General features: G+C 70.9%; 17 protein-coding genes. 10 read left to right on the forward strand and 7 right to left on the reverse strand.

Features of this window, described 5'->3' with window-relative positions:
• Positions 1-4: 4 nt before the first annotated feature.
• The 3 genes from AB0F52_RS19860 to AB0F52_RS19870 all read left to right on the forward strand — a co-directional run bounded on the left by AB0F52_RS19860 (position 5) and on the right by AB0F52_RS19870 (position 2,851).
• Positions 5-307 (forward strand): hypothetical protein, encoded by a 303-nt coding sequence (locus AB0F52_RS19860; protein ID WP_360172631.1) that lies wholly within the window; start codon positions 5-7, stop codon positions 305-307.
• Positions 308-504: 197 nt separating this feature from the next.
• On the forward strand, positions 505-1,806 hold the full coding sequence (locus AB0F52_RS19865; RefSeq protein WP_360172634.1) for an amidohydrolase: 1,302 nt from the start codon (positions 505-507) through the stop codon (positions 1,804-1,806).
• 202 nt (positions 1,807-2,008) lie between these two features.
• Positions 2,009-2,851 carry a DUF559 domain-containing protein gene (locus tag AB0F52_RS19870; protein WP_360173216.1) on the forward strand — a complete coding sequence of 281 codons (843 nt, stop codon included), beginning with the start codon at positions 2,009-2,011 and terminating at the stop codon, positions 2,849-2,851.
• A gap of 53 nt (positions 2,852-2,904) precedes the next feature.
• Here AB0F52_RS19870 and AB0F52_RS19875 read toward each other — a convergent pair whose 3' ends face one another.
• Positions 2,905-3,357: a gamma-glutamylcyclotransferase gene (locus AB0F52_RS19875; RefSeq protein WP_199199331.1), complete on the reverse strand. Its 453-nt coding sequence runs from the start codon at positions 3,355-3,357 to the stop codon at positions 2,905-2,907.
• Between the two features lie 126 nt (positions 3,358-3,483).
• Here AB0F52_RS19875 and AB0F52_RS19880 point away from each other — a divergent pair, with 126 nt between their 5' ends.
• From AB0F52_RS19880 to AB0F52_RS19900, 5 genes are all read left to right on the forward strand, one after another.
• Positions 3,484-4,884: an NAD(P)H-quinone dehydrogenase gene (locus tag AB0F52_RS19880; RefSeq protein ID WP_103341005.1), complete on the forward strand. Its 1,401-nt coding sequence runs from the start codon at positions 3,484-3,486 to the stop codon at positions 4,882-4,884.
• Positions 4,885-4,956: 72 nt separating this feature from the next.
• On the forward strand, positions 4,957-5,424 hold the full coding sequence (locus tag AB0F52_RS19885) for a hypothetical protein (RefSeq protein WP_360172639.1): 468 nt from the start codon (positions 4,957-4,959) through the stop codon (positions 5,422-5,424).
• A gap of 123 nt (positions 5,425-5,547) precedes the next feature.
• Positions 5,548-6,072 carry a hypothetical protein gene (locus AB0F52_RS19890; protein ID WP_360172642.1) on the forward strand — a complete coding sequence of 175 codons (525 nt, stop codon included), beginning with the start codon at positions 5,548-5,550 and terminating at the stop codon, positions 6,070-6,072.
• Positions 6,073-6,140: 68 nt separating this feature from the next.
• A complete protein-coding gene (locus tag AB0F52_RS19895) occupies positions 6,141-6,791 on the forward strand; it encodes a class F sortase (RefSeq protein WP_360172645.1) in 651 nt (216 codons plus the stop codon).
• A gap of 80 nt (positions 6,792-6,871) precedes the next feature.
• Positions 6,872-7,675 (forward strand): VOC family protein, encoded by an 804-nt coding sequence (locus tag AB0F52_RS19900; RefSeq protein WP_360172648.1) that lies wholly within the window; start codon positions 6,872-6,874, stop codon positions 7,673-7,675.
• Between the two features lie 48 nt (positions 7,676-7,723).
• Here AB0F52_RS19900 and glpK read toward each other — a convergent pair whose 3' ends face one another.
• Positions 7,724-9,238: a glycerol kinase GlpK gene (gene glpK / locus AB0F52_RS19905; protein ID WP_360172651.1), complete on the reverse strand. Its 1,515-nt coding sequence runs from the start codon at positions 9,236-9,238 to the stop codon at positions 7,724-7,726.
• A gap of 34 nt (positions 9,239-9,272) precedes the next feature.
• Entirely contained in the window at positions 9,273-10,022 is a 750-nt protein-coding gene (locus AB0F52_RS19910) for an MIP/aquaporin family protein (RefSeq protein WP_360172654.1), read from the reverse strand.
• Between the two features lie 247 nt (positions 10,023-10,269).
• On the opposite strand from AB0F52_RS19910, the gene AB0F52_RS19915 reads away from it, so the two are divergent.
• Complete coding sequence (locus tag AB0F52_RS19915; RefSeq protein ID WP_360172657.1) at positions 10,270-12,003, forward strand: glycerol-3-phosphate dehydrogenase/oxidase; 1,734 nt, start codon at positions 10,270-10,272, stop codon at positions 12,001-12,003.
• Between the two features lie 56 nt (positions 12,004-12,059).
• Here AB0F52_RS19915 and AB0F52_RS19920 read toward each other — a convergent pair whose 3' ends face one another.
• On the reverse strand, positions 12,060-12,647 hold the full coding sequence (locus AB0F52_RS19920; protein ID WP_360172660.1) for a TetR family transcriptional regulator: 588 nt from the start codon (positions 12,645-12,647) through the stop codon (positions 12,060-12,062).
• Between the two features lie 118 nt (positions 12,648-12,765).
• On the opposite strand from AB0F52_RS19920, the gene AB0F52_RS19925 reads away from it, so the two are divergent.
• Positions 12,766-13,659 (forward strand): SDR family oxidoreductase, encoded by an 894-nt coding sequence (locus AB0F52_RS19925; RefSeq protein ID WP_360172663.1) that lies wholly within the window; start codon positions 12,766-12,768, stop codon positions 13,657-13,659.
• A 7-nt stretch (positions 13,660-13,666) separates the two neighbouring features.
• Here the strand turns inward: AB0F52_RS19925 and AB0F52_RS19930 are convergent, their stop codons facing one another.
• The 3 genes from AB0F52_RS19930 to AB0F52_RS19940 form a co-directional block, all read right to left on the reverse strand.
• Positions 13,667-14,197: a GNAT family N-acetyltransferase gene (locus tag AB0F52_RS19930; RefSeq protein WP_360172666.1), complete on the reverse strand. Its 531-nt coding sequence runs from the start codon at positions 14,195-14,197 to the stop codon at positions 13,667-13,669.
• Between the two features lie 59 nt (positions 14,198-14,256).
• Positions 14,257-15,282: a hypothetical protein gene (locus AB0F52_RS19935; RefSeq protein WP_360172669.1), complete on the reverse strand. Its 1,026-nt coding sequence runs from the start codon at positions 15,280-15,282 to the stop codon at positions 14,257-14,259.
• 76 nt (positions 15,283-15,358) lie between these two features.
• Positions 15,359-15,754 (reverse strand): DUF1707 domain-containing protein, encoded by a 396-nt coding sequence (locus AB0F52_RS19940; protein WP_103341015.1) that lies wholly within the window; start codon positions 15,752-15,754, stop codon positions 15,359-15,361.

Raw genomic sequence — 15,754 nt, forward strand, 5'->3', positions numbered from 1 at the left:
TGACATGGCGAAACTGCGGGGTCTGGTCCTGGTCGGGCTGCTGGGAGCGGTGCTGTTCACCGCGTCGCCGGCGCTGGCCGAGCCGGTGCGTCCGGCCGCCGTCACGATGAGCGTGGCGCACGCGTCCGCGGGGCTGGTCCCGGTGCAGACGCAGCCCCCGGGCCCGGTCCTCGACCCGGCCCAGACGGACAAGGCCAACACGGAGAAGACCAAGAACAAGCTGATCGCGGGCCTGCTCGCGGTGGTCCTGCTCGGCATCGTGATCTGGGGGCGCAAGATCCGTTCGAAGCGGGCCAAGAAGGCCTGAGGTTTTCGGCTTTGCCGAACTAGTGCACGCCGTTCAACGCAGATCCGGTACCGGCCGTCTAGGACGGCTGTTTTCAAGGCGCGGCTTGCCGCCTGCATGGTGCACGATCGTCTGCAAATGCGTACGACAGATCGATCGGCACGAAGCGTGACCCCAGCCGCTGCGCGGGTTACCCGTGTTGCGGGAGGAGGTGCGGCGTGACGGTGTTGGATTCACGACCGGACGTTCCAGGCGACCCCCAAGGGCGCATCATCAACCCCATGGAGGGGTCCGAGGCGCTGATTTCCGAAGCCGGCGTAAGCATGGCTCCTGTGGAGGACCTTGGTGCGGGCCGCGGCCCGTTCTGGCTGGACGGCTGGCTGCGCGCCAACGCGACCGACCTGATCGCCTGGCGGCGGCACATCCACGCGCACCCGGAGCTGTCGCGGCACGAGTTCGCGACCACGGAACTGGTCGTCACGCTGCTGCGTTCGGTCGGGCTCAAGCCGTGGGTGCTGCCGGGCGGCACCGGTGTCGTGTGCGACATCGGCAGCGGTGAGCGGTGCGTGGCGCTGCGCGCGGACATGGACGCGCTGCCGCTGACGGAGGCGACCGGCCTGCCGTACGCGTCGACGATCGAGGGCGCGGCCCACATGTGCGGCCACGACGCCCACACGGCGATCCTGCTCGGCGCGGCCCGCGCCCTGGCCGGCGCGCCGGAGCTGCCCGGCCGGGTGCGGCTGATCTTCCAGCCGGCCGAGGAGGTCATGCCCGGCGGCGCGCTGGACATGATCGCGGCGGGCGCGCTGGACGGCGTCGAGCGCATCTACGGCCTGCACGTCGACCCGCGGCTCGAGGTGGGTTCCGTCGGGATGCGCGTCGGCGCCTTGACGTCGGCCGCCGACCTGATCGAGCTGCGCCTGACGTCGCCGGGCGGCCACACGTCCCGGCCGCACCTGACGGCCGACCTGGTGCACGCGCTGGGCACGGTGATCACGTCCCTGCCCGCGGTGCTCTCCCGCCGCGTCGACCCGCGGTCGGGCACGGTCCTGGTCTGGGGAGCGGTCCACGCGGGCCAAGCGGCCAACGCGGTCCCGCAGGACGGCGTCCTGCGCGGCACGCTGCGCACGGCCGATCACGAGGTCTGGACGGCCCTGGAGCCGCTGGTGGCGTCGTCGGTGGAGTCCCTGCTGGCCCCGACCGGCGTCGGCTTCCACCTGGACTACCGCCGCGGCGTCCCGCCGGTGGTCTCGGACCCCGAGTCGACGGCCCTGATGCGCGCGGGCACCGAAGCGGCCCTCGGCGAGGGCGCGGTGGCCCCCACGGAGCAGTCCTCGGGCGGCGAGGACTTCGGCTGGTACCTGGAGCACGTCCAGGGAGCCTTCGCCCGCCTCGGCGTCTGGCCCGGCCCCCCGGCCCCCCAATCGGACATCCACCGCCCCACGTTCGTCCTCGACGAGCGAGCCCTCCTCTGCGGAGTCCGAACCCTGGTCCACACCGCCCTAACCACCCTCGCGTGAGATGCCCCTCCAATCACGCGTGATGCCTCTCCAGACACACGAGATGCCTCTTTCCGCACAGAGTTATCCACAGGTATAGCGAGTTGTCCACAGATCGCGAAATCGGCCCTTCCCTTCGTCGAGGGAAGGGCCGATCCTCGATTACGTGATCGATTGGGGAGGGCGACATGGGGCGGTTTCGCGGGCCGAGGCTGATCGGATCTTGGGACGCCGGGCGGTGCTCGAAGGGCTGGCGACGGGCATCCTCGCGCAGCCCTGGCGCGGGGTGCTCATCCACGCCGCTGATTCGCTGAACCTGTTGACGCTGGCCCAGGCGGCGTTGATCCACGTCGGCCGGCCTGCGGCCTTGTCTGGCGCGACTTCTCTTGCGCTGCATGGGATTTCGGCTGTCGCGGACACGGTGGTCCACCTGTCCGTACCCCCGTCGAAGCGGGCCCGTTCGAAGCCCGGCCTGGTCGTGCACCGGGCCGAATACGAGCCGTCCGACGTGATCGAACTGGAGGGTCTTCCGGTCTTCTCCCTCGATCTCGCCCTGGCCGACTATCTCTGCGACGGCGACGAGCGGACCGCCTTCGCGGCGGTCGACCAGGCCATGGCGGGGCTTCCACCGGCCCACTGCCGGACCCTGCGGGAGAACGTCCGAGACCGCCTTGTCGACCGCCGGAACCGGCGAGGTATCCACAGGGGGCAGATGCTGCTGGCCTTGGCGACCGGGAAGGCCGAATCGCCCCCGGAGAGCATCCTCAGGCTGCTCGTGGTCGAGGCCGGCTTCCCGGTTCCAGAGGTGCAGTTCGAGATCACCGGCGTCGACGGTCGCCGGCTCTACGTCCTCGACATCGCCTGGCCCGGGCTGCGGATCGCGCTCGAGTACGACGGCTTCGCCGCGCACGAGGAGCGGCACGAGCGTGACGCGGAGCGGGATGCCCGGATGGCGGGGCGAGGGTGGGTCACCATCCGCGCGACGGCGGCCGACCTTCGCGACCCCGGCCGCGTCCTCGCCGAGCTGCGGGATGCCTTCAGGTTACGTTCGAGGCATCTCGCGTGACTGGAAGGGCATCTCGCGTGATCAGAAGGGCATCTCGCGTGATTGGAGGGGCATTAGCCGGTTATGCCGGAGCAGGGGCGGGTTCGGAGGTCGCCGACGTAGTCGGCTGGGGCGCCGGCCGCCTCGGCGGCGTCGGCCAGGACGCCCAGGTAGCGGGCGGACGGGAGGCCGCCTTCGTAGGCGTCCAGGACGTACAGCCAGGCCAGGACCGAGCCGTCCATCGTCTGGACGCGGAGGCGGATCTTCGAGTGGATCCCGAGCTCGCCGCCTTCCCAGCGGTCCAGCCCGGTCTCGTCCAGCGGGGTCACGTCGTAGAGGACGACGAACACCCGTGACCCCGGGTCCTCGACGATCGTGGCCAGGGCACCTTCCCAGCCGAGGTCCTCGCCGCCGAAGGTCAGGCGCCACCCCTCCAGCCAGCCGGTGCCGGCCATCGGAGAGTGCGGCGCGCGCTCCAGCATCTGGGCGGGCTCCATGTTCGATCCGTACGCGGCATACAACGGCACGCCGACAGCGTAGCGACACCTCCCTGACCCGAGTGGACGCACTCGCCGTGTTCGCCCACTTCAGTGTCCGGTCACCTTCGCCGCGTACGGTGAGAGCACCGCACGGACTGCCTTAGGAGGACCCAGGTGACCAGGATCGTGATCATGGGCGGTGGCCCGGCCGGCTACGAAGCCGCGCTGGTCGCAGCCCAGCACGGGGCCGACGTCACGATCGTCGAGCGGGACGGCCTGGGTGGCGCCTGCGTCCTCTACGACTGCGTCCCTTCGAAGACGTTCATCGCGAGCTCCGGCGCCCTGGCGAAGATGCACGACCTCGGCGAGCTCGGCATCAACACCGACATGGCCGACACGAGGATCGATCTCCCGACGGTCCACGGCCGGGTGAAGGGTCTCGCGCTCGCCCAGTCCGCCGACATCCGCGCCCGCGTCCAGCGCGAAGGCGTCCGCGTCATCGCCGGCGAGGCCCGGTTCTGCGACGAAGAGCCCGGCCTGGCGACGCACAAGGTCGCCGTCACGACGAAGGACGGCACCGAGAAACTGCCCGCCGACGTCGTCCTCATCGCCACCGGCGCCACCCCGCGCGTCCTGCCCGGCGCCGTGCCGGACGGCGAGCGCATCCTCGACTGGCGCCAGCTCTACGAGCTCCAGGAGCTGCCGGAGCACCTCGCCGTGATCGGCTCGGGCGTCACCGGCGCCGAGTTCGCCTCCGCCTACACCGAGATGGGCGTCAAGGTCACCGTCGTCTCCAGCCGCGACCGCGTCCTCCCGCACGAAGACGCCGACGCCGCCGCGGTGCTCGAGGAGGTCTTCTCGCAGCGCGGCACGACCGTCGCGAAGCAGGCGCGCGCCGACCGCGTCGAGCGCACCGAAAAGGGTGTCGAGATCCACCTCGCCGACGGCCGCGTGATCGAAGCCAGCCACGCGCTGATGACCGTCGGTTCGGTCCCCAACACCAAGGACATCGGCCTCGACAAGGTCGGCATCTCGCCCGGCCCCGGCGGGTTCATCACCGTCGACCGCGTTTCGCGCACCTCCGTTCCCGGGATCTACGCCGCCGGCGACTGCACCGGCGTGCTCATGCTCGCCTCGGTGGCGAGCATGCAGGGCCGCATCGCGATGTGGCACGCGCTGGGCGAAGGCGTCGCGCCGATCAAGCTCAAGACCGTCGCCGCCAACGTGTTCACCCACCCGGAGATCGCCACCGTCGGCATCAGCCAGCAGGCGATCGACTCCGGCGAGGTGCCCGCGCGCACCATCATGCTGCCCCTGGCCACCAACGCGCGCGCGAAGATGGAGGGCCTCCGCCGAGGCTTCGTGAAGCTGTTCTGCCGCCCCGCCACCGGCGTGGTCGTCGGTGGTGTCGTCGTGGCGCCGCAGGCGAGCGAGCTCATCCTTCCCATCGCGCTCGCCGTCCAGAACCAGCTCACAGTGGACCACCTGGCACTGACATTTTCGGTGTACCCGTCGCTCTCGGGCTCGATCACCGAGGCCGGCCGCCAGCTCATGCGCCACGACGATCTCGACTGATCCGGCACGCAACCCGGGCGCACCCATCGCGTCTTGTCGGTTGTAAGACTGAAGGACGCGAAGGGTGCGAACGTGCGCAAGACGGTGGTTTTCGTTGCGGCAGCGGTGATCGGGGCGACGACGCTGACGGGGTCGGCGATGGCGCAGAGCACCGGCGCGGCGCCGAGCACGAGCCCGGCGCCGAAGACCGCCGCGGGCATGGTGCAGCTCAACGTGAACACCGCGATCAACCAGTCGCTGGTGGACAAGTACGTCCGCGACGCGCCGAACGTCGCGCTGGCGAAGTGCGAAGGCCCTTCTCCGGCGTTCTCCTCGCCGGCGCTGACCTTCACCAACTACACCCCCGGCCCGTTCATGGGCGCCGACGCGAACATCAGCGCCGACGCCGAGCTCAAGCCCGGCACCCCGGCGGGGACGTACCCGCTGACCGTGACCTGCGGCGGCCAGACCTACACCACGCAGTTCACGGTGCCGGCCTCGCAGGTCGCGAAGGTGCCGTCCGGCGCCGCGAAGGCGGGCGACGGCAGCATGGCCGGCTGATTTCCCGAAACCGCCCACGACCACCCCGGAGCCGCGCTCCGGGGTGGTTTTTTCTGGGCCCGAGGCAACCTCTCCGCAGGTAGAGCGTCTTTCGAAACAGAACTTCCGGGGGAGGGAAAAGGGATGGAAACGAAAAAGGTACTGGCTGTCGCCGCCGTTTCCGGTGGATTGCTGCTCGCGGCCCCGGCGACTTTCGCCGCGACGCCGGCCGAACACGCGGGGAACCCGAAGGCCTACTTCCGCGTCATGCCGACCGCGGCCCGCGCGGGCGCGAAGGTGGAGATCCGGCTCGGGTGCGAAGCCGCGAGCACCCGCGACCTCGCGTCCCCGGTCCTGCAGATCGGTGCGCTCCGGCGCGTCGGCCCGCAGAACGATCCGGCCAAGGCGCCCGCCGCGGCCGCGTCGGCGACCGTCCAGCCCGCGAAGCCCGGCGTGTACCAGGTGTCGTTCTCCTGCGGAGGCGCCCAGCTGACCACGAAGTTCACCGTCCTGGGTGACCGCCGTCAGGTGGCGAAGGTACCGTCGGGAGCGCCGCAGACCGGGGGCGGACCGGCCGATCACGGACCGCTCGCCGCCGCGGGCGCCATGGGCGTGCTGGCCGTCGGCGGTGGCGGGCTCGTGCTGGCCCGGCGGTTCTGGCGGCGCTGACCGCGGGCCCGGCTCGACCGCGCGGGGCCACCCGGACGTGTGACCGGCGAGCGAAGGGGGGAGAGAGCATGAGCACGAAGACCACGGGCCACCGGCGGGGCTTCCTGATCGCCCTCGTCGTGGTCTTGGCGGCCACGGTGGCCGTGCTGGCGGTGACGCTCGGCGGTGGCCCCGGTCCGGACACCGCGCAGCCGCCGCCCGCCCAGCCGGTCGCGGTCGTCCCGGCGCCCCAGGTGCGCAGCGAGGACGCCGCCGCGACGCTGCCCCGGTCCGAGCCCGTCTCGCTCGACATCCCGAAGATCGGGGCGCACTCGTCGCTGGTCCCGCTCGGCCTCAACCCCGACAACACCGTCGAGGTGCCGCCGGTGACCACGCCGCTGCAGGCCGGCTGGTACACCTACGCGCCGACGCCGGGCGAGACCGGCCCGGCCGTCGTCCTCGGGCACGTCGACGGCAACCACCAGAAGGGCATCTTCTTCCGGCTCAAGGAGCTGGCTCCCGGCGACCGGGTCTCGATCGCCCGCAAGGACGGCACCACGGTGGTGTTCGAGGTGACGAAGGTGCACCAGGTACCGAAGAAGGACTTCGAGGGCGAAGGCGTCTACGACGACACGGCCGGTCCCGAGCTGCGGCTGATCACCTGCGGGGGCGTCTTCGACCGGAACGCGCACAACTACGTCGACAACATCGTCGTCTACGCCCGCCTGGTCCAGGCCTGATTTTCGGTTTTTGTCGGTGCCCGGTGCCAGACTGTCCCGGTCGTCACCAGCGGCGGCACAGACGAGGGTTGGGAGTCGGCATGGTGTTCCGGGACGAAAGATGGCCCGACGGTACGCCCGGCTGGGTGGACCTGATGGTGCCCGATCAGGCGAAGGCGATCGCCTTCTACAGCAGCCTGTTCGGCTGGGACGTGCATCGGGGTGGTGAGGAGACCGGTTTCTACGGCATGGCGGAGCTGCGGGGACGCCCGGTCGCCGGCATCGGCCAGACCCCGCCGGGCCAGGACATCCCCGCGGCCTGGACGACCTACCTCGCGGTGTCCGATGTGGACCGGACGGCCGCGGCCATCACCGAGGCGGGCGGGCAGATCGTCGTGCCAGTGATGGAGGTGACGAAGGAGGGCCGGATGGCCGTCGCGGCCGATCCGGCGGGCGCGGTCTTCGGCCTCTGGGAGGCCGGAAACCACATCGGCACGCAGGTCACGTCGGCCCCGGGCACCCTGGCCTGGAACGACTGCATGAGCCGGGACTACCCGGCGGCGAAGCCGTTCTACGAAGAGATCTTCGGCTTCGGCTTCCAGGACATCTCGGGCGACGACTTCACGTACGCGGTGGTGCTCATCGACGGGCGCCCGGTCGGCGGCCTCGGCGCGATGCCCGCCTCGGTGCCCCCGGAGGTGCCGTCGTACTGGGCGGCGTACTTCTGGGTGGCGGACGCCGACGCGAGCGCGGCCAAGGTGGCCGAGCTCGGCGGCACGGTCGACGGTAAACCGTGGGACTCGCCGTACGGGCGGCAGGTGCGGGTCACCGACGACCAGGGCGTGCCGTTCATCGTGATCGCCCCGAACGAGCAGTCCGGCGAGCCGGAAGGCTGGGAGGTGTGAAGGGGCGGGCCGGGAGCGCCGTGAGGCGGCACCCCCGGCCCTCGCCGGTCAGTCCTCTTCGGAGACCCAGTCGAAGGTCTTGGTGACGGCCTTCTTCCAGTTGCGGTACTCGCGCTCGCGGCGGGCGTCGTCCATGCCCGGGTCCCACTGCTTGTCCTGGGCCCAGTTGGTGCGGATGTCGTCTTCGGACTTCCAGAACCCGACGGCGAGGCCGGCGGCGTACGCGGCACCCAGCGCGGTGGTCTCGTTGACCACCGGGCGGATCACCGGCACGCCGAGGATGTCGGCCTGGAACTGCATGAGCAGCTCGTTGACGACCATGCCGCCGTCGACCTTGAGCGACTTCAGCGGGACTCCGGAGTCGGCGTTCATCGCGTCGATGACCTCGCGCGACTGGAAGGCGGTCGCCTCCAGCACCGCGCGGGCGAGGTGTCCCTTGTTGACGAACCGGGTGAGCCCGACGATCGCGCCGCGAGCGTCGGATCGCCAGTAAGGAGCGAACAGACCCGAGAACGCCGGGACGAAGTACGCGCCGCCGTTGTCCTCGACGCTGCGCGCGTGCTCCTCGATCTCGGCCGCGGTCGCGATCATGCCGAGGTTGTCGCGCAGCCACTGCACCAGCGAGCCGGTGACGGCGATGGAGCCTTCCAGCGCGTAGATCGTGTCGTTCGAGCCGATCTTGTAGCAGACCGTGGTGAGCAGCCCGTTCTCCGACATCACCTTCTCGGTGCCGGTGTTGAGCAGCATGAAGTTGCCGGTGCCGTAGGTGTTCTTGGCCTCGCCGGGCGAGAGGCAGGCCTGGCCGAACGTCGCGGCCTGCTGGTCGCCCAGGATGCCCGCGATCGGGACGCCGGCCAGCGCGCCCTTCTCGCGGACCTTGCCGTACTCCTCGGACGAGGAGCGGATCTCCGGCAGCATCGAAAGGGGGATGCCCATCTCGCCGGCGATCTCGGCGTCCCACTGCAGTGTGTCGAGGTCCATCAGCATGGTGCGGGAGGCGTTGGTCGGGTCGGTGACGTGCACGCCGCCGTCGGTCCCGCCGGTCATGTTCCACAGCACCCAGGTGTCCATGTTGCCGAAGATCAGGTCACCGGCCTCGGCCTTCTCGCGCGCGCCCTCGACGTTGTCCAGGATCCACTTGACCTTGGGGCCGGAGAAGTAGGTCGCGAGCGGGAGGCCGACCTTGTCGCGGTAGCGCTCCTGGCCGCCGCCGAGGTTGCCGAGCTCGGTGACGATCTTGTCGGTGCGGGTGTCCTGCCAGACGATCGCGTTGTACACCGGCCGGCCGGTGGTCTTGTCCCAGACGAGCGCGGTTTCGCGCTGGTTGGTGATGCCGACGGCGGCGATGTCCTTGGCGGTGAGGTCGGCCTTGGCCAGCGCGCCCGCGGCGACGCGGCGGGTGTTCTCCCAGATCTCTTCCGCGTTGTGCTCGACCCAGCCGGCGCGGGGGAAGATCTGCTCGTGCTCGCGCTGGTCGACCGAGACGACCCGGCCCTCGTGGTTGAAGATCATGCACCGGGTGGAGGTGGTGCCCTGGTCGATCGCGGCTACGTACGAAGTCATTTGTGCTCCCGGAAATCGGCGTCGGAGGAGGCGATCAGGTCAGGTTGTGGACGACGAGGTAGAGCAGGGCGGCGAGGGCGCCGCCGACCAGGGGGCCGACGACGGGGATCCACGAGTAGCCCCAGTTGGCGTTCGCCTTGTTCCGGATCGGCATCAGGAACGCGTATGCGATCCGGGGGCCGAGGTCACGCGCCGGGTTGATGGCGTACCCCGTCGGGCCACCGAGGGAGGTACCGATGACGAGGACGACGAACGAGACACCCGCGTAGCCCAGCGCGGAGTTGCCGAAGTTCGGCGTCCCGCTGTCGCCGGCGGCGTAGGTCGGGCTGAGCAGGATCCACGCGACCAGCACGAAGGTGCCGATGACCTCGGTGACGAGGTTCCACACGGTGTTCGGGATCTGCGGGCCGGTGGAGAAGATGCCGAGGGTGTTCTCCGGCTCGGGGTGGTCGTCGAACTGCAGCTTGTAGGTGGCCCAGCAGAGCATGGCGCCGATGATGGCGCCGGCGAACTGGCCGATGAAGTAGAAGGGGACGTCGGCCCACGGGGTCTTGTCGGCGATGGCGAGGCCCAGCGTCACCGCCGGGTTGAGGTGCGCGCCACTGGGCGCGGCGATGCTGGCGCCCGTGAAGACGGCGAAGGCCCAGCCGAAGTTGATGAACAGCATGCCGCCGTTGTTGCCGTTGGTCTTACGGAGGACGTGGTTCGCGACCACACCGTTGCCGAGCAGGATCAGGGCCGCTGTTCCCAGCAGCTCCCAGACGATTATCGCTCCAGCACTCACCGCTGCACCTCCACACTGGACACTCTGCGCAGGGTCGATCACGGCGTGCCACGGCACCGTTGCCGACCCACGTCCGCGCGACGCTACCGGGGCGTAGAAGCTTCTTCCAAGCACCGGGCAGCAGAATTCTTTCAAGATCGCGGTCAAGATCGCGGAGGGTTACGCCACAAGTGTCATCCGTGGACGGGCGGATGATCACCGGGTCGTGCGATGCTGGAAGCCTCGCCGGCACGAGGAGGAATGTCACGTGGCGCAGCACGCAGCGGAGACGAACCCGGCTCGACTGGGCCCGGTCAAGCGGGAAGCGACTTGGCAGCGGCTCGGCAAGGAGACGTTCGACGTCGTCGTGATCGGCGGCGGCGTGGTCGGGGCGGGCACGGCGCTGGACGCCGCGACGCGCGGCCTGCGGGTCGCCCTCGTCGAGGCCCGCGACCTCGCGTCCGGGACGTCGAGCCGGTCGAGCAAGCTCTTCCACGGCGGCCTGCGGTACCTCGAGCAGCTCGAATTCGGGCTGGTCCGGGAGGCGCTGCGCGAGCGCGAGCTGATGCTGACGACCATCGCGCCCCACCTGGTGAAGCCGGTCAGCTTCCTGTACCCGCTGACGCACCGCGTCTGGGAGCGGCCGTACACCGCGGCGGGCCTGCTGATGTACGACACGATGGGCGGCGCCCGCAGCGTCCCGGGCCAGAAGCACCTGACCCGCGCGGGCGCGCTGCGGATGGTGCCGGCGCTCAAGCGGTCGGCCCTGATCGGCGGGATCCGCTACTACGACGCGCAGTCCGACGACGCCCGCCACACGATGACCGTGGCGCGGACGGCGGCGCACTACGGCGCGGTCGTGCGGACGTCGACCCAGGTCGTCGGCTTCCTGCGCGAAGCCGACCGCGTGTCGGGCGTGCGCGTGCGCGACGTCGAGGACGGCCGCGAGACGGAGATTTCGGCGGCCGCGGTGATCAACTGCACCGGCGTCTGGACCGACGAGCTGCAGCGCCTGTCGGGCGGCCGCGGCCGGTTCCGGGTGCGCGCGAGCAAGGGCGTGCACATCGTCGTCCCGCGCGACCGGATCGTCTCGGAGTCGGGGATGATCCTGCGCACCGAGAAGTCGGTGCTGTTCGTCATCCCGTGGCGCAACCACTGGATCGTCGGGACGACGGACACCGACTGGGAGCTCGACCTGGCCCACCCGGCGGCGACGAAGCACGACATCGACTACATCCTCGAGCACGTCAACACGGTCCTGGCGACACCGCTGACCCACGACGACATCGAAGGCGTGTACGCGGGCCTTCGCCCGCTGCTGGCGGGGGAGAGCGAAGAGACCTCGAAGCTTTCGCGTGAGCACGCGGTGGCGAGGGTGGCCCCGGGCCTGGTGGCGATCGCGGGCGGCAAGTACACGACGTACCGCGTGATGGCGGCGGACGCGGTCGACGCGGCGGCGGTGGACCTGCCGGGCCGGTCCCAGCCCTCGATCACGGACAAGGTCCCCCTCATCGGTGCGGACGGCTACCACGCGCTGGTCAACCAGGCCGATCACCTGGCGGCGGAGCACGGCCTGCACCCCTACCGGGTGAGGCACCTCCTGGACCGCTACGGCTCGCTGGTCCACGAGGTCCTGGCCTCGGCGGAGGGCCGCCCGGAGCTGCTGAAGCCGATCGAGCACGCCCCGGACTACCTGGGCGTCGAAGTGGTGTACGCGGCTTCGCACGAGGGGGCGTTGCACCTGGAGGACGTCCTGGCCCGCCGGACGCGCATCTCGATCGAGTACGCGCACCGGGGAGTGGACTGCGCCGAGCAGGTGGCCGCCCTGGTGGGTGAGGTCCTGGGCTGGTCGCCCGAAACGGTGAAGCACGAAATCGAGGTCTACCGGGCCCGGGTGGAGGCGGAGCGCAAGTCCCAGTCCCAGCCGAGCGACGAAGCGGCGGACGCGTTGCGGTCAGCGGCCCCGGAGGCCCGGGCGGGCATCGTGGAGCCGGTGAGCTGAGGTCCGGCGCGGGGTCGCCCTCCGGGCGACCGGGGTGATCCCGCGAGAGAACCCCGTCATCGCGCGATCTTCGCCGACGCCGTCGCGGTCAAGCTCAGCAGTTCGCGCAGCACCTCCGCGGCGATGTCGGCGAGTGACCGCTGCTCGTCCTCGCGGATCCACTGCGTGAACGCGATCGCGAACACGGTGGCGCCCGACTCGGCGGCCAGGGTCGCGGCCACCTCGTCGACGCCTCGGCGGCGCAGGGCGCCGGCGACCGTGGTGGCGATGCTGGCGAGCTTGTGCCGCTCGCGTTCCTGCAGCGCCGGGTTCTGGTCGATGATCGATTGCCGGAGCCGGGAGTGGGCGCGACGCTCGGCCGGGAAGAAGGACGTCGCGGACCGCAGCGCGGAGGCGACGACCTCGATCGGGGACGCCTCCGGTGGCGCCGCGTCGACACCGGCGAGGAACGCTTCCGCCAGCAGCTGCTGCCCGTGGAAGAGCACCTCGCGCTTGTCGCTGAAGTGGCGGAAGAAGGTGCGCTCGGTCAAGCCGACGGACTCGGCGATCTCCGTGGCGGTCGTCTGCTCGAACCCGCGCGTGGCGAACAACTCGAGAGCGGCTTTCTGAAGCCGCTCGGCAGCTCCCGGTTCCCAGCGCACCATGCGGTCGAGTGTAGTGATGACAGCGGCTGACTTGAAGGGTACGGTGATGTCTGTGGCTGACGTCAGTCGCAGACATCACTCGCTTCGCCCCTCGCGGAGCCGTCGGAGGAGAGCACTCATGCACGTTTTCGTCACCGGAGCATCCGGCTGGATCGGCTCGGCCGTCGTCACCGACCTGCTCGGCGCCGGCCACGAAGTCACCGGGCTGGCCAGGTCCGACGCGTCCGCCGCCGCGGTGGCGGCGAAGGGCGCCCACGTTCGCCGCGGTGACCTGGACGACCTGGACGGCCTCCGCGCCGGCGCCAAGGACGCCGACGCCGTCATCCACCTCGCGAACAAGCACGACTTCCTCAACCCGGCCGTCTCGAACGCGGCCGAGCGCGCCGCCGTCCAGACCATCGGCGACACGCTCGCGGGCACCGGCCGCCCGTTCCTGCTCGCCTCCGGCATCGCCGTCCTCACCCAGGGCCGGCCCGCCACCGAGGACGACGCCTCCCCGTTCCACGGCGCCGACTCGCCGCGAGGCGGGAGCGAGAACCTTGCGCTCGAGTTCGTCGACCACGGGGTGCGCAGCGTGAGCCTGCGCTTCGCGCCGAGCGTCCACGGCACCGGCGACCACGGGTTCATCGCCATCCTCGCCGCGATCGCCCGCGAGAAGGGTGTCTCCGGCTACCCCGGCGACGGCACCCACCGCTGGGCCGCCGTGCACCGCACCGACGCCGCCCGGATGGTCACCCTCGGCCTCGAGAACGCACCGGCCGGCACCCGCCTGCACGCCGTCGCCGAAGAAGGCGTGCCGACCCGCGAAATCGCCGAGGCGATCGGCCGCGCGTTCGACCTGCCCGTCGCCTCGATCCCCGACGGCGACGTCCCGGCCCACTTCGGCTGGATCGGCGCCTTCTTCGCCATGGACCTGGCCGCGACCAGCACGGCCACGCAGAAGCTGCTCGGCTGGACGCCCAGCGGGCCGGCTCTCGTCGACGACCTGGCCGCGGGGGCGTACTCGGTATAGGCGCCGGTCAGGACGTCCGGTGCCAGCGGATCAGGCGCTCGCCCGTCGGCGCTCGCTCCGCCTCCGGGCCGACCAGCGTGAACCCGCAGCGTTCCGCCACGATCGCCGAGGGCGCGTTGCTCTCCTCGTACCGGTAACTCACCTCGGTCAGCCCCAACCCGCCGAAGCCGAACCGCAGCGCCGCGTTCAACGCCGTCGTCGCGATTCCCTTGCCCCGCTCCGCCGGGTGGACCCAGACCGTCGCCTCCGCGTAGGAGGCGTCCAGGTTCAGCTCGCGCAACCCCACTTCGCCCAGGAGCCGGCCCGAGGTCGGCTCCGCGATCGCCCAGGAACAGCGCTCGTCGCCGGCCCACTGGGCCGCGCGCAGGGCCACGTACTCCGTGGCCTCGTCCAGCGTGCGCAGCCGGTAGTTCAGCACGTACTTGCGGTGCGTCGGATCGGCGAACGCCTCCATCAACGACGGGCGGTCGTCGATGTGGCGATCGGCGCGCAGCTGACGCAGGTAGTACGTGCCCGCGTTGATCTCCACCGGTTCCACTCCACCCAGCCTAGCCAGGCCGGGAGCACACCGCCCCCGGCCTGGCGATCAAGGCGGGGTCACGGGGTGAAGCGCCAGATCACCGGCACTCCGCCCTCGTCGAGCGGGCCGTTCGACGCCCACCCCGCGAACACTCCGTCGTCGGTGACGTGGCCTGCTGCGTAGCCCGTGTACGTGCCCGGCTGCTTCAGCTCGCCGGCCGGGGTCGTTCCGCGCCACGCCGTCGGCTTGCCGCGGAACGAACCCGGGATCGGGGCTTCGCCGACCGTCAGGCCGCGCGCGTTCAGGTCGCCCGCGTAGTCGCCGCCGGTCAGCGCGACCGGTGTCTCCGGCGTCGTCCAGCGGATCGCCTGCGACGCGTTGCCGTTCGACGCGAACCCGACCACGACGCCGTTGCGGATCGCCGATCCGTGCGGGTTCGAGAAGCCGGCGATGTCGGCCAGCGGCCTGCTCACCCCGTCCTTCAAGACGATGTCACGGTCGAACCCGCTGAACAGGATCGCGCCGTCGTCGTCGATGTCGGTCACGGAGTCCGCGCCTGCCGGGTAGGCCAGGACCGTGGGGGCAGCCGCCCCAGCGGGCCAGACGGCCGGCACGTACGTCGCCGGGGTACCGGTGGGCAGGGTGCCCAGTGCGTCGCCGTGCCGGTTGACCGCGCAGATCCCGAAGTCGCCATAGCCCGGCGGGGGCGCCCACAGGTGGAAGCCGGTGGCGTCGAGGGTGAAGGTCCGGTTGACGTCGGTGTCGTAGTCGAGCGCCTCGCCGTAGATCCGCCCCGCTCTGTCCTCCCCGACGACCCTCGCCCACTCGAAGCCCGCCGGCGTCCCGCGCAGCACCGGCTTGCCGCCGCGCCAGCTCACCACCTGCAGCTTGTCGCCTACGATGAACGACCCCGCGTACTCGCCGCGGCCGTCCGAAGCGTTCAGAAATCCGCGCCCCGCCGGGTCGGCTCCAGCGGGCAACGGCAGCAGCGTCGCCTGCCAGCCCAGTCGGCCCGTCGCGGCCTGCGCCGGGCCCGCCGCCAAAGCCGCGACGGCGATCGCCACGGTGGCGAGCACCCCCGATCGCGCCCACATCTTGTTCATGGATCCTCCCTTGTCCCCCGACCTGCGTGATCACCACGTCGGAACGCGGGAGCAGGTTGCCCGGCAAAGGGAGCAATCAGGAACGGCGGCGGCGCGCCCCGGCGATCATCGCGACGACCAGCGGCAGCGCCACCGAAATGATCAGCAGCCGCCCGCGGGAAAGGATCAGCACCGCGATCGCCAGGACGATCGCGATCGGCACCGCGCCCGCCGTCAGGAACCGCGCCAGGGCGCTGTCCTCCGACGACGCGACCGGAACTCCGGGCGCGGAAACCCCGTTCAGCAACGCGCTCGGGCGCGGCGACGGGAGGTCGTCGAAGAGCGGCACGAGCTCGCTGACCCGCCTTGCCGCCGTGACCTTCGCGGACCTGGTCCCGTACTCGTCGATGTCGAGCCGGCCGGTGCGGACGTGTTCTTCGAGGACGTCCAGGGCGTCCTGGCGTTCCTCGTCGCTCAACCGCATGTCGCCCAC

The organism is Amycolatopsis sp. NPDC024027, assembly GCF_040638975.1.
GTDB lineage: Bacteria > Actinomycetota > Actinomycetes > Mycobacteriales > Pseudonocardiaceae > Amycolatopsis.

Excerpts from the sequence above, each read along its gene's own strand:
- AB0F52_RS19860 (WP_360172631.1), top strand. The coding sequence starts at position 5 with ATGGCGAAACTGCGGGGTCTGGTCCTGGTCGGGCTGCTGGGAGCGGTG.
- AB0F52_RS19890 (WP_360172642.1), top strand. The coding sequence starts at position 5,548 with ATGGAAACGAAAAAGGTACTGGCTGTCGCCGCCGTTTCCGGTGGATTG.
- AB0F52_RS19895 (WP_360172645.1), top strand. The coding sequence starts at position 6,141 with ATGAGCACGAAGACCACGGGCCACCGGCGGGGCTTCCTGATCGCCCTC.
- AB0F52_RS19900 (WP_360172648.1), top strand. The coding sequence starts at position 6,872 with ATGGTGTTCCGGGACGAAAGATGGCCCGACGGTACGCCCGGCTGGGTG.
- glpK (WP_360172651.1), bottom strand. The coding sequence starts at position 9,238 with ATGACTTCGTACGTAGCCGCGATCGACCAGGGCACCACCTCCACCCGG.
- AB0F52_RS19920 (WP_360172660.1), bottom strand. The coding sequence starts at position 12,647 with ATGGTGCGCTGGGAACCGGGAGCTGCCGAGCGGCTTCAGAAAGCCGCT.
- AB0F52_RS19925 (WP_360172663.1), top strand. The coding sequence starts at position 12,766 with ATGCACGTTTTCGTCACCGGAGCATCCGGCTGGATCGGCTCGGCCGTC.
- AB0F52_RS19935 (WP_360172669.1), bottom strand. The coding sequence starts at position 15,282 with ATGAACAAGATGTGGGCGCGATCGGGGGTGCTCGCCACCGTGGCGATC.